Origin of the sequence: Variovorax sp. J2L1-78, from assembly GCF_030317205.1 — a bacterium.
Lineage (GTDB): Bacteria > Pseudomonadota > Gammaproteobacteria > Burkholderiales > Burkholderiaceae_C > Variovorax > Variovorax arabinosiphilus.
On sequence record NZ_JASZYB010000002.1, the window covers coordinates 660,685 to 673,008 of the forward strand.

The 12,324-nt window shown below is 69.6% G+C and carries 11 protein-coding genes; 5 read left to right on the forward strand and 6 right to left on the reverse strand.

Going from position 1 to position 12,324, the window contains the following annotated elements; translation table 11 throughout:
- The first annotated feature begins 49 nt into the window (after positions 1-49).
- Both QTH86_RS17045 and QTH86_RS17050 read left to right on the forward strand, forming a co-directional pair.
- A complete protein-coding gene (locus tag QTH86_RS17045) occupies positions 50-1,336 on the forward strand; it encodes a putative DNA modification/repair radical SAM protein (protein WP_286647385.1) in 1,287 nt (428 codons plus the stop codon).
- Positions 1,337-1,378: 42 nt separating this feature from the next.
- The gene (locus tag QTH86_RS17050; RefSeq protein WP_286647386.1) at positions 1,379-2,917 is read left to right on the forward strand and encodes a UdgX family uracil-DNA binding protein; all 1,539 of its coding nucleotides are present in this window, start codon (positions 1,379-1,381) and stop codon (positions 2,915-2,917) included.
- Between the two features lie 25 nt (positions 2,918-2,942).
- Here QTH86_RS17050 and QTH86_RS17055 read toward each other — a convergent pair whose 3' ends face one another.
- Complete coding sequence (locus QTH86_RS17055; protein WP_286647387.1) at positions 2,943-3,512, reverse strand: acyloxyacyl hydrolase; 570 nt, start codon at positions 3,510-3,512, stop codon at positions 2,943-2,945.
- A 212-nt stretch (positions 3,513-3,724) separates the two neighbouring features.
- On the opposite strand from QTH86_RS17055, the gene QTH86_RS17060 reads away from it, so the two are divergent.
- Positions 3,725-4,183, forward strand: coding sequence for a polyhydroxyalkanoate granule-associated phasin (locus tag QTH86_RS17060; protein ID WP_286647388.1), 459 nt, complete (start codon positions 3,725-3,727; stop codon positions 4,181-4,183).
- Here QTH86_RS17060 and QTH86_RS17065 read toward each other — a convergent pair whose 3' ends face one another.
- From QTH86_RS17065 to QTH86_RS17075, 3 genes are all read right to left on the reverse strand, one after another.
- The gene (locus QTH86_RS17065) at positions 4,184-5,365 is read right to left on the reverse strand and encodes a metallophosphoesterase (RefSeq protein ID WP_286647389.1); all 1,182 of its coding nucleotides are present in this window, start codon (positions 5,363-5,365) and stop codon (positions 4,184-4,186) included.
- 150 nt (positions 5,366-5,515) lie between these two features.
- Positions 5,516-5,983 carry a hypothetical protein gene (locus tag QTH86_RS17070; protein WP_286647390.1) on the reverse strand — a complete coding sequence of 156 codons (468 nt, stop codon included), beginning with the start codon at positions 5,981-5,983 and terminating at the stop codon, positions 5,516-5,518.
- 162 nt (positions 5,984-6,145) lie between these two features.
- Positions 6,146-7,480 (reverse strand): phospholipase D-like domain-containing protein, encoded by a 1,335-nt coding sequence (locus QTH86_RS17075; protein ID WP_286647391.1) that lies wholly within the window; start codon positions 7,478-7,480, stop codon positions 6,146-6,148.
- A gap of 165 nt (positions 7,481-7,645) precedes the next feature.
- On the opposite strand from QTH86_RS17075, the gene QTH86_RS17080 reads away from it, so the two are divergent.
- The gene (locus tag QTH86_RS17080) at positions 7,646-7,774 is read left to right on the forward strand and encodes a hypothetical protein (protein ID WP_286647392.1); all 129 of its coding nucleotides are present in this window, start codon (positions 7,646-7,648) and stop codon (positions 7,772-7,774) included.
- Entirely contained in the window at positions 7,771-10,473 is a 2,703-nt protein-coding gene (locus QTH86_RS17085; protein ID WP_286647393.1) for an excinuclease ABC subunit UvrA, read from the forward strand. Before QTH86_RS17080 ends, QTH86_RS17085 begins: the two co-directional genes overlap by 4 nt.
- Here the strand turns inward: QTH86_RS17085 and QTH86_RS17090 are convergent.
- Entirely contained in the window at positions 10,398-11,444 is a 1,047-nt protein-coding gene (locus QTH86_RS17090; protein WP_286647394.1) for an RNA methyltransferase, read from the reverse strand. The genes QTH86_RS17085 and QTH86_RS17090 overlap by 76 nt on opposite strands.
- Positions 11,431-12,321: a YihY/virulence factor BrkB family protein gene (locus QTH86_RS17095; protein ID WP_286647395.1), complete on the reverse strand. Its 891-nt coding sequence runs from the start codon at positions 12,319-12,321 to the stop codon at positions 11,431-11,433. The genes QTH86_RS17090 and QTH86_RS17095 overlap by 14 nt, the downstream gene beginning before the upstream one ends.
- Positions 12,322-12,324: the final 3 nt, after the last annotated feature.

The window sequence follows — 12,324 nt, forward strand, 5'->3', positions numbered from 1 at the left end:
CCGTAACCGCCCTGCGCGGAGGGTTGCTGTGGCACTGTATATTCATCCAGTGAACACGCAACGCAAGCTCGCCATCCTCGCCGACGCGGCCAAGTACGACGCCTCGTGCGCCTCCAGCGGCACGCGTTCGCGCAACTCGGTGGGCGGGCGCGGCATCGGATCGACCGAAGGCTCCGGCATCTGCCACAGCTACGCGCCCGACGGGCGATGCATCTCGCTGCTGAAGATCCTGCTGACCAACTTCTGCCAGTACGACTGCCTCTACTGCGTGAACCGCGTGACCAGCAACGTGCCGCGCGCGCGATTCACGGTGGACGAGGTGGTGCAGCTCACGCTCGACTTCTACCGCCGCAACTGCATCGAGGGCCTGTTCCTCTCCAGCGGCATCATCCAGAGTCCCGACTACACGATGGAGCAGGTGGTCGAGGTGGCGCGCGTACTGCGCGAGGTGCACGACTTCCGCGGCTACATCCACCTCAAGACCATTCCCGAGGCCTCGCCCGAGCTGCTGCAGAAGGCGGGCCGCTATGCCGACCGCCTGAGCATCAACGTCGAACTGCCGACGGTGCAGGGCCTCGAGACGCTCGCGCCCGAGAAGGACGGCGCCGCCATCCGGCGCTCGATGGCGCGGCTGCGGGTGCACATCGACGATGCGAAGGACGCGCAGCGCGAGGCGGCGAAGACCCGCGTGATGTCGATGCCCCAGGCCTCGGCGCGGCGTGCACCGGCGCCGGTCTTCGCGCCGGCCGGACAGAGCACGCAGATGATCGTCGGTGCCGATGCCACCGACGACCGCACCATCCTCTCGGCCAGCGCGCAGCTCTACGGTGCCTATCGCCTGCGCCGCGTCTACTACTCGGCCTTCAGCCCGATCCCCGATGCGTCGTCGTCGCTGCCGCTCGCCGCGCCGCCGATGGTGCGCGAGCACCGGCTGTACCAGGCCGACTGGCTCATGCGTTTCTACGGCTTCGCGCACGACGAGATCGTGCCCGCGGCGGCCGATGGATCGACCGGCATGCTGTCGCTCGATGTCGACCCGAAGCTCGCGTGGGCGCTGGCCCACCGCGAGCGCTTCCCGGTCGACCTGGACACCGCACCGCGCGAGATGCTGCTGCGCGTGCCCGGCCTCGGCGTGAAGGCGGTGGAACGCCTGCTCGTCGCGCGGCGGGTGCGTCGCGTGCGCAGCGACGACCTCGCGCGGCTGCATGTGCCGTTGAAGAAGGTGCTGCCCTTCGTGCAACTGGTCGACCACCGACCGGGCCGTGCGCTCGATGCAGGCGACCTCGCATCGCGCTTCCGTGCCGCGCCGGTGCAGGCCTCTCTCTTTTCCACCTGAGCGCCTACAAGGTGTGCGGTGCACGCACGCGAGATTGCGGACATGGCAACGCAGACCGTCACGCTCGCAGGCGACACCGACTGGCCCGGCTTCCGCAGCGAAGCACGGGCCTTGCTGGCGCGACAGGTGCCGCCTGAGGAGGTCGTGTGGCACACGCGGGCCAGCGCAGCGGGCGACCTCTTCGCCTCGCTCGAGACGCAACGCCCCGTCGTCGGCCATGGCAGTGCTTCAGCGGTTGTGCCACCGGCTTTCGTGCGGCTTTGCGAGACCGTGGTGCTGCACGCGGACCCGGCCCGTTTCGGCATGCTCTATCGTCTCTTGTGGCGTCTGGTGCACGAGCCGGGCCTGCGGTACGACCCGCTGGACGCCGAGCGTGTGCGCGTGCAGCACATGGCGCAGGCGGTGCGCCGCGAGATGCACAAGATGAAGGCCTTCGTCCGCTTCCGCCCGATCGCGCAGGGGGACGGCCTGCCGCCGCTGCATGTCGCATGGTTCGACCCCGAGCACCACATCGTCGAAGCGGTCGCGCCCTTCTTCGTGCGCCGCTTCACGCAGATGCACTGGGCCATCCTCACGCCGCAGCGGTCGGCGCGCTGGTTCCCGTCCGACGATGGCATCGAGGATCTCGCCGGCGGTCGTCTCGACATCGGCCCCGGCGCGCGCCGCGAGGATGCACCACCGGCCGATGCGGGCGAGGCCCTATGGCTCACCTACTACGAGCACATCTTCAACCCTGCTCGGCTGAAGCTGGCGATGATGCAGAAGGAGATGCCGCGGCGTTACTGGCAGAACCTGCCCGAGGCAGCGCTGATCTCGCCGCTCGCGGCCGAGGCGATGGCGCGAAGCGGCCGGATGATCGATGCAGCGCCCACCGCGCCGGCGCGGCGGATCGTGCCGCTGCAGCCGATGACCGCATCGGCACATCACGAGCCAGGGACATCGGGCGTCGATGCGTTGTCCGCCGACCCCGCCGATGCGCTTGGCCAACTCAAGCGCGCCACCAACCGTTGCCGCGAATGCCCGATCGGCGAACACGCCACGCAGTCGGTCTTCGGCGAAGGACCGATCGGTGCGGTGCTCATGGTGGTGGGCGAACAGCCCGGTGACCAGGAGGATCTGCGCGGCCGTCCCTTCGTCGGCCCGGCAGGCCAGCTCTTCGACCGCGCCATCGCGGACCTGGGCTGGCCGCGCGATGCGCTGTATGTGACCAACGCGGTGAAGCACTTCAAGTACGAACTGCGCGGCAAGCGCCGCATCCACAAGACACCGACGCAACGCGAGGCGGCGGCCTGCCTGCACTGGCTCGAAAGCGAGATGGCGCAAGTTCGACCGCGCGCCGTGTTGGCACTGGGTGCCACCGCTGCGCGTTCCGTGCTGGGGCGACCCGTGGCCGTCATGCAGGAACGCGGGCAGTGGCAGACCGGGCCGCGCGGCGAGCAAGTCTTGGTCGCGTTGCATCCGTCGGCCCTGCTGCGCGGCGACCCGGCACAGCGCGACGAAGCCTATGCGGCGTGGCTGGAGGATCTGTCCAAGGCCACATCGCTGGTGCAGGGCGAGGTGCACGAAGCCGTGCCGCGCTGACCCCGGCACGCGTCGACCGGCCGGATCAGAAGCGGTAGAGGTAGCGCAGGCGCACGAAGTTGGCGCCCGGGTTGGGTTTCTTGATGCTCGCGTTGGACACATGCTGCGCACGCACCGACAGTTCGTGCTCGCCCCGTGCACCGAAGCTGCGGCCGATGCCCACCACTTCGGTGAACTGGAAGGCCGTGCTGAACGGCTCGTCGGCCGTGCGGTAGACGTGGTTCATCACCGTCCCGCCCAGGCCGCCTTCCACGAACCAGGGTGATGCGCCGCGGTCGAAGCGGTAGCGCCAGGTGGCGATGACGCCGATCTGCGCATAGGTGCGCCGGCCGTCGACGGCTTCGGGTGCGCGCCACTGGCTGGCGAACAGGTCCCAGGCGAACGACGTGCCATCCTCGGGGCCTCGCTCATGCCACGACCAGGGAAGCACCGCACCGATCGACCAGACATCGGCGTCCGTGCCGCCGTTGAAGGTGCGGCCGCCTTCGAGGTACATCCCCGGCGTCGCGTCGCCAAAGGCACTGGCCGTGCCGGCGCAGAGAAGCAGCAGGCCGGTGGCGAACGCCGAACGGGTGTGGCAAGACAGGCGTTTCATGGAATTCGCGCAGGAGTTGTTGTGCTGGATTGAATGATTACCTGGGATGAAAAGCGCAAAAGTTGGCAATTCGCTCGCCGATCGGTAGGACACCCGCGCGTGAAATGCTGCAGCGCAGCAAAAACATCCCCATCGGCCTATAGTCACCGTCTCTGCCCCTGAAAAAAGCGCCCATGTCTTCCTCGTTCTCCTCGCGTTTTTTCAATCCCCTCATGCTATGGACCGACGTCGCCCTCAAGACCCAGGAGATGCTCCTGTCGTCCGGCTCGGTCATCCAGATCCGGACCGAGCGCATGGCCAAGGCGGGCCTCGCGCCGAGCGCGGCGGATCTGGCCGAGTTCCAGTTGATGAGCCATGAAAAGTTGGCGGCTGCGAGCGAATCCGGCACCGCCATCGTCAACCAGCTGCACACGGCAAGCTATTCGCTGATGAACCGCTCGGTGCGCGACTGGCTCAGCGGTGTCACGGCGTTGATGGGCCTGGCCACCAGCCTCACGCCGGCGCAGGCGGCGGCGCACAGCCATGAGCTGCTCAACGCGGGCAATCGTGCGGTGGCGACCGCCACGCAACTGGGCAGCGCCAGCGCGCGGGTGGTGCAACGCGGGCTCAAGCCGATCCACGCCAAGGCCACCGCCAACGCGCGACGCCTCGGCGCCCAGCCCGAGGCCTGATCAGCGCGCGACCAGCCGGAGCAGGGTGATCTCCGACGGTGCGCCGAAGCGCTTCGGCGGTCCCCAGTACCCGGTGCCCCGGCTGGTGTAGACCCACATGCCTTCCAGGCGGTTCAGGCCGGCCGTGAAGGGCTGCTGAAGCGGCACGAACAGGTTCCACGGGAAGAACTGGCCGCCGTGGGTGTGGCCGGAGATCTGCAACTGGAAGCCCGCCTCCAGCGCCGCCGGGGCGCTGCGTGGCTGATGCGCCAGCAGCACCCGCGTGGTCACCGCTTCGGGTGCGCCGGCCAAGGCGGCCTGCGGGTCGCTCGCATGCGCGGCATCGAAGTGCACCGCGGTGTAGTCGGTCACGCCGGCCAGCAGCAGCGTCATCGCACCGACCTCCTCGTCGGTCTGCGCGCCCTTGGCGCGCCGCGCCGCCAGCAGCACATGCTCGTTGAGCAGCACCGTCAGGCCGAGCCGGCGCAATTCGTCGATCCAGGCGTGCGCACCGGCGTAGTACTCGTGGTTGCCGGTCACCACGAAGGTGCCGTGCCGCGCGCGCAGGTCGGCCAACGGGGCGATGTGATCGCGCAGCTCGGCCACGCTGCCGTCCACCAGGTCGCCGGTGATGGCGATGGCGTCGGCTTCCAGCCGGTTGACCGCGTCGACGATGCGCTCGATGTAGCCGCGCCGGATGGTCGGCCCGACGTGGATGTCGCTGAGCTGCGCGATCGTGAAGCCGATGAGGGCCGGCGGCAGGCCGGCGATGGGCACCTCGACCGTCTGCACCCGCGCGGTGCGGCGCGCGTTGAAGAAGCCGATGGTCGTGACCAGCGTGGCCAGCAGCGCCACGGCGACAGCGCTCCACCGCTGCGTGCCCGGCCAGTCGACTTGCACGCCGGCCGCCCACTGCGCCCCCCAGGTGAGCGCGAGCCCTGCATCGCGCGCCAGCGTGAGGACGAACATCGACGAGAACCAGCCCATGCTGATCAGGCCGATCCAGCGCCAAGCGTCGGGCAGCGGCGGCCGCTCGGTGCGCATGCGCACGAAAGGCAGCGGAATGGTTGCGGCGGAGACGACGAGCATGGCCAGCAGCAGCAGCGCACCGGCGGGTGTCAGTGCGAACAACGCGGGCAACAGGCGCAGGGCGATGTAGACGTGCAGCAGGGCCGTCAGGATGGAAAGCGGGCGAAGCGGCATGCGGGGGAGAACGGGCGGGACGGGTGAGAGGCAGGCGAAGTACGCCGACCGCATGTGCGAGGCGCCCAGGACGCATTCAAGCCCCGTGCCAGGAGAAAGGCGCAGGCGGGTGTGCCCGCCTGCAGGGCGCTTCCGGCGCCCTTCGGTGCGTCAGCGGCGCGCGGCGGAGGCGTCCTGCGTCACCATGGTGCTGCCGGCCAGCGGCGGCACGTCGATGTTCGACGGCCAGACGAAGCGGGCCTTGACCGGCATGCCGTTGAACACGTTCACCTGCTGGGTCAGCGTGATGCCGCCGAGGGTCGCTTCGACGTCGTACGAGCCGGGCTCGAGCCGCGTCAGCATCAGCGGGCCGGTGGCGGTGGTTTCCATCACCAGCTTGCCGTTGTACTTGTCGCGCACCAGAACCCGCACGTCGGACGGCGGCGTGCCGCGCGCGCCCTGCCCCAGGGCGAATTCGAGGGTCGCGGCCCAGCGCGGCGACACCATCTGGAGGAACTGCGCCTCGGTCTTGTCCGCGCCGCCACACATGTACTCGACACCGTCGGCCATGCGGATCGGCGGATTCGCCGCGGCCTGCGCGGCGACGAGGGTGCCCCAGGCCAGGGCGGCGGTTGCCACGGTGCGTGCGACGGCAGATGTAACGCGAAAGGGGGTCATGCTGTACCGGAATTCCAGTGCGACGGTGCGTCGGGAATTCTTCCCTAGCAACAATCGGGCACAGTACAGCGTTTACGCGTAGATGGCGTGACAACCGCCGCCGGCGCGAGGGCGGGCGTCCGTTCAGAGCTGCGTGGCGAGCAGGGACGACAGATGCTCCATCGCCTTTTCCCGCCAGGGCCGGGCCTGCCAGGCGTCGTAGGTCAGCCGCGTCGACCGCTTCAGGTCTTCCTCGAACACCCGCGTCTCCTGCGCCGCGAAGGCCGCGTCGTAGATGTTGAGGTTGGCCTCGTCGTTGAGCCGGAAGGAGCGGTTGTCGAAGTTGGTGGAGCCGACCGACACCAGGAGGCCGTCGACGGTGAACACCTTGCAATGGAACATGGTCGGCTGGAACTCGCTGATCTGCGCGCCGGCTTCGAGCAGCGGCCCCCAGGTGGCGCGCGATGCCCGGCGCACCGTGCTCGCGTCGATCAGCGGGCCGGGCGTGATGATGCGCACCCGCACGCCGCGCTTCATCGCCGCGACCAGCGCATCGACGGTAAGCGCGTCGGGCACGAAGTACGCGCTCGACAGGTCGATGGTCTTGGTCGCCGCCGCGATGGCCAGCAAGTACATCAGGTGCATGCTCTCGCTGCCGCCCGTGGGCGAACTGCTGAACATCTGGGCGCGCCCGCCGCTCTGCGCACCGTCGGCCACGGCACGCGCGGCCGCCTCCACGGGCGCGATCTTCGGGAAATAGCGTTCGCCATGCAACACCTCGCCCGAGGCCTTGATCCAGTTGTCCATGAAGACCGACTGCATCTGCGCGACCACCGGCCCTTCGACGCGGTAGTGCGAATCGCGCCAGTGCTCCGGGTCCTGCGCGTTGCCGGTCCATTCGGGCGCGATGCCCACGCCGCCGGTGAAGCCGACGCGCCCGTCCACCACCAGCAGCTTGCGGTGGGTGCGGTTGTTCATCCGCGCGATGTCGTACCAGCTCGGCTTGTGGAACTTGCGGATGGCCACGCCCGACGCCTCCATCTCCTTGAGAAACTCCTCGTCGATCTTCGCGCTGCCCACCCAGTCCAGCAGGACATGCACCTTGACGCCTGCGCGGGCCCGCTCGCTCAGCGCCTCGGCGAAGGCCCGGCCGATATCGCCGGACCAGTAGATGTAGGTCTCGAAGGTCACGCTCTGCGTCGCACCGCGGATCGCCGCCAGCATGGGCGGGAAGATCCGGTCGCCGTTGTGCAGCGCCTCGAAGCGGTTGCCCTCGGTGATCGGCGGGCCCAGCAGCACGCCCAGCGCGCGCTGGAACTGCGGTTCGTCCAGCGCATATTCGCGCACGATCTGCTCGTCGATCTTCTTCTCGCCCCCGGTGAAGTTCAGGACCAGCAGGGTGGCCGCGAGGGTCAGCACGGCCGTCAGCACGATGGTGGTCAGGCGGCCCTTTGGGCTTTTCTTGTCGGTCTGGCGCATGGCTGAAATGGGAGAATTCTTGAGAGGCGCGACGCTAGCACGCAGCGCACGGCCGTCGCGCCATCGCGGCGCTTTCCCTCCTTTGTCTTACACGCGGCACGGCGCACGTCGGTGACCGTGCAGCTTCCGATGCACACAACCCGCTGCCCCTTTCAAGGACACACCGTGGACCGCCCCACCCTCTCAACGACCACCGACCTTCAAGCGGCCGGCCACGCCGTGTCGCTGCACGTCAACGGGCAACATCACGAACGCGTGCTGCAGATCCGGGTCATCTTGGTCCGGCTGCCGTGAAAGCGCGGGACGGGCATGACGAGCGCGACCTGAGCGCCTTCGTGCGGGTGCGCGGCGCGCGCGAGCACAACCTCAAGGACGTGGATGTCGACATCCCCCGCGATGCGCTGGTCGTCTTCACCGGCGTCTCGGGCTCGGGCAAGTCGTCGCTCGCCTTCGGCACGCTCTACGCCGAGGCGCAGCGCCGCTACTTCGAATCGGTCGCGCCCTACGCGCGGCGGCTGATCGACCAGGTCGGCGTGCCCGCGGTCGATGCCATCGACGGCCTGCCGCCGGCCGTGGCGCTGCAGCAGCAACGCGGCACGCCCGGCACGCGCTCGTCGGTCGGCAGCGTGACCACGCTGTCGAGCCTGCTGCGCATGCTGTACTCGCGTGCCGGCCATTACCCCCCGCATCAGCCGATGCTGTTCGCGGAAGACTTCTCGCCCAATACCGCGCAGGGCGCCTGCCCGACCTGCCATGGCCTCGGCCATGTGTACGAGGTGACCGAGCAATCGATGGTGCCCGACGACTCGCTGAGCATCCGCGAGCGTGCGATTGCCGCCTGGCCGCCTGCGTGGCAGGGGCAGAACCTGCGCGACATCCTGGTGACGCTGGGCTACGACGTCGACACGCCGTGGCGCGACCTGCCGCGCAAGGACCGCGACTGGATCCTCTTCACCGACGAGCAGCCGACGGTACCGGTGTACGCCGGCTTCACGCCAGCCGAGACCCGCGCGGCCCTGCGCCGCAAGATGGAGCCGAGCTACCAGGGCACCTTCATGGGCGCGCGCCGGTACGTGCTGCACACCTTCGCCACCACGCAGAGCGCGTTGATGAAGAAGCGCGCCTCGCGCTACATGGTCGGCAGCGTGTGCCCGACCTGCCATGGCAAGCGCCTGAAGCCCGAGGCGCTCAGCGTGACCTTCGCCGGCCATGACATCGGCGCGCTGACACGCCTGCCGCTCGACCGACTGGCCGAGGTGCTGGCACCTGCCGCGGCCGGCTCGCTGACGCCAGGCAGCGCGTCCTCGGTGCGCAGCCGGGATACCTCGCGCCTCGACACGGCGCAGCGCGTGGCGGCCGGTGGCTCGGCGCATGCGGCATCGCCCGACGTGCGCCGCACGCGCGAGCTCTCGGAAGAAAAGCGCATCGCCGCCCAGCGCATCACGCAGGAGGTGCTGGCGCGCGTGGAGACGCTGCGCGCCCTGGGCCTGGGCTACCTGTCACTGGACCGGAGCGCACCGACGCTGTCGCCGGGCGAACTGCAGCGGCTGCGCTTGGCCACGCAGATCCGTTCCAACCTCTTCGGCGTGGTGTATGTGCTCGACGAACCCTCGGCGGGCCTGCACCCCGCCGATGCGGAGGCGCTGCTCGACGCGCTGCATGCGCTCAAGCGTGCCGGCAACTCGCTCTTCGTGGTCGAACACGACCTCGACGTGATGCGCCAGGCCGATTGGCTGGTCGACGTCGGCCCCGATGCCGGCGAACAAGGCGGCCGGGTGCTGTACAGCGGGCCGCCCGACGGGCTTCGGTCGGTGAGCGCGTCGCACACCGCGCGCTACCTGTTCGCCGACCCGGCCCTGGCCACGGCGCGGCAGCCCCGCGCACCGTCGGGGTGGCTGCGGCTGGAAGGCGTCACGCGCAACAACCTGCGGGACGTCGACGCCGACGTGCCGCTGGGCGTGCTGACGGCCGTGACCGGCGTGTCGGGCTCGGGCAAGTCGAGCCTGGTGAGCCAGGCGCTGATCGACCTGGTGTCGGCGCATCTGGGCCACGAACCGCCGGCCGACGACGACGAGGCCGGCGGCGACGCGATGCCGAGCGCCACCGTCGCATCGGCCCTCACCGCCGGTCGGCTCGGCGGCGACATCGCGCGCGTGCGCCGCCTGGTGCGTGTCGACCAGAAGCCCATCGGCCGCACGCCGCGCTCCAACCTCGCGACCTACACCGGCCTCTTCGATCCGGTGCGCAAGCTCTTCGCCGCCACGCCGGCGGCGCGCAAGCGCCACTACGACGCCGGTCGCTTCTCGTTCAACGTGGCGAAGGGCCGCTGCCCGACCTGCGAGGGCGAGGGCTTCGTCAGCGTCGAACTGCTCTTCATGCCCAGCGTGTACGCGCCCTGCCCGACCTGCCACGGCGCGCGCTACAACGAGAAGACGCTCGAGGTGCACTGGAACGGTCGCAGCATCGCCGACGTGCTGGGCATGACGGTCGACGAAGCGCACGACTTCTTCGCCGACGAACCGACGGTGCAGCGCCCGCTCGCCCTGTTGCGCCTGATCGGGTTGGGCTACCTGCGGCTGGGGCAGCCGGCGACGGAGCTGTCGGGCGGCGAAGCGCAGCGCATCAAGCTCGCCACCGAGCTGCAGCGCGCACAGCGCGGCCAGACGCTGTACGTGCTGGACGAGCCGACCACCGGCCTGCATCCGTCCGACGTCGACAAGCTGATGGTGCAGCTGCACGCGTTGGTCGATGCGGGCAACACCGTCGTCGTGATCGAGCACGAGATGCGCGTGGTCGCGGGCAGCGACTGGGTGATCGACCTTGGCCCGGACGCGGGCGACCGGGGCGGGCAACTGGTGGCCTGCGGCACGCCGCAGGAAGTGGCGTTGTCGACGACCAGCCGGACCGCGCCCTACCTTCAGCGTGCGATCGGTGGGGCGGCAGCGCCCGGGCGGAAGACGACCGGCACCTCGCCCACCCGCGCGCGCAACTGACCGCAGCCGCCGTCGATGTCCTGGCCGGCCGAGTGGCGCAGCTTCGTGAGGATGCCGCGGGCGTGCAGCGTACGAGCCATCGCCTCGCAGCGCGCCAGCGCAGGGCGGCTGAAGGCCACGCCATCGACCGCATTGAAGGGGATCATGTTGAGCACGCCGTACTTGCCCGACAGCAGCCGCACGATGCCCTCGATCTCGTCGTCGCCGTCGTTGACGCCTTCGAGCAGGGTCCACTGGTACTGGATCGGGTAGCCGGTGGCGCGGGCGTAGCGCTCGCCGGCGTCCACCAGTTCTTCGGGCGTCATGGCCGGCGCGCGCGGAAGAAGTTCTTTCCGGAGCGCGGCCCGGGTCGTGTGCAGCGACAGCGCCAGCGCCGGCTTGACGCGCTCCCGATCCAGCCGCTCGAACACGCGCGGGTCGCCGACGGTGGAGAACACCAGGTTCTTGTGGCCGACGTTGCCCACCGTGCCCAGCAGCTCGATGGCCTCCATCACGTTGTCGAGGTTGTGGGCCGGTTCCCCCATGCCCATGAACACGACCTTGCGCACCGGCCGGCGCAACCGCGCGAGCGCGACCTGGGCGATGATTTCGGCACTGCCGACCTGGCGCAGCAAGCCGTCGCGGCCCGTCATGCAGAAGCGGCAGCCGACGGCGCACCCCACCTGCGACGAGACGCACAGGCCGCCTCCGGGCAGCAGTACGCTCTCCACGGTCTGTCCGTCCGCCAACGCGACGAGCAGCCGCTCAGCCCCGTCGTCGCCCGGATGCACGGACTGGACGCGTGCGAGCCCGGCCAGCTCGGCCTCGATGGCCGGCAGGGCCGCCATCAGCGATGACGGAAAGAAGCTCGCGGGCAGCCGCCGGCCGCTGTTGCGGGGCAGCGCATGCGACCACAGCCGCAGGATGCGCTGCTCATGGCTGGGGCCTGCGCCAGCCGCGCGCAAGCGCTGCTTGAGTTCAAGGATTCGCACGCGAAGGCTCCTCCGCCTTCTCGCGCAGCACCCCGTTGATCTCCGCGCCGAAGATCAGCGTGGTCGCGCTGATGTAGAGAAAGACCAGCGTGGCGACCACGCCCGCGAAGCTGCCGTAGAGCAAGGCCAGCTTGCCGGCGGTGCGCAGGGTGTACGACAGCGTCGCCGCGGCCCCCACCCACAGCGCCGCGCCCATCAGGGCGCCCGGCATCACGGTGTAGAGGCGCTGGCGGATGTCGGGCAGCCAGCCGTAAAGCAGCGCGTACATCACCGTCAGCACCACGTACGCCGAACCGTAGCGCACGCTGTTGCGCAGCCAGAGGGTATCCTGCCCGGCGCCCACGCTCTGCTCGAGCAACGCCCACACGTAGGGCATGACCACCACCGAGCTGAACGCGGCCAGCACGCCAGCGCCCACGACCACCGTGAACAGGGTCGACTTGATGCGCGCCTTCCAGAACGGCAGGCCCCGCTCGATGCCGTAGGCACGGTTCAGTGCCGAGCGCACCGCCTGCATGCCGGACGAGGCGGTCCACAGCGTGGCGAGCACGCCGATCGTCAGCAGCGCCTGGTTGCGCTGGGCCAGCACCTGCCGGATGACGGGCTGCATGGCGTCGCGCACCACCTGCGGCGCATAGCCGATCACGCGTTCGACCAGGGCCGCCGCGTCGCCCGGCTGCCCGACGAAACCGGCCGCGGCCGACAGCAGGATCAGCAAGGGGAACATTGCCAGCACCGACGAGAACGCGAGGCTGCCTGCCTGGTTGGCGCTCTGGTGGACGATGTAGTTGTGGATGGCCCTCACGATCACGCCGAGTCCCGGCGTGGCCAGGACCGTGCGCTGCACGCGCTGCGCCGTGTCGCCGAGCCAGCTCATGGG

Bases quoted from the DNA above. Each gene is read 5' to 3' on its own strand.
- QTH86_RS17050 (WP_286647386.1), top strand. From the start codon at position 1,379: ATGGCAACGCAGACCGTCACGCTCGCAGGCGACACCGACTGGCCCGGC.
- QTH86_RS17055 (WP_286647387.1), bottom strand. From the start codon at position 3,512: ATGAAACGCCTGTCTTGCCACACCCGTTCGGCGTTCGCCACCGGCCTG.
- QTH86_RS17060 (WP_286647388.1), top strand. From the start codon at position 3,725: ATGCTATGGACCGACGTCGCCCTCAAGACCCAGGAGATGCTCCTGTCG.
- QTH86_RS17065 (WP_286647389.1), bottom strand. From the start codon at position 5,365: ATGCCGCTTCGCCCGCTTTCCATCCTGACGGCCCTGCTGCACGTCTAC.
- QTH86_RS17075 (WP_286647391.1), bottom strand. From the start codon at position 7,480: ATGCGCCAGACCGACAAGAAAAGCCCAAAGGGCCGCCTGACCACCATC.
- QTH86_RS17095 (WP_286647395.1), bottom strand. From the start codon at position 12,321: ATGAGCTGGCTCGGCGACACGGCGCAGCGCGTGCAGCGCACGGTCCTG.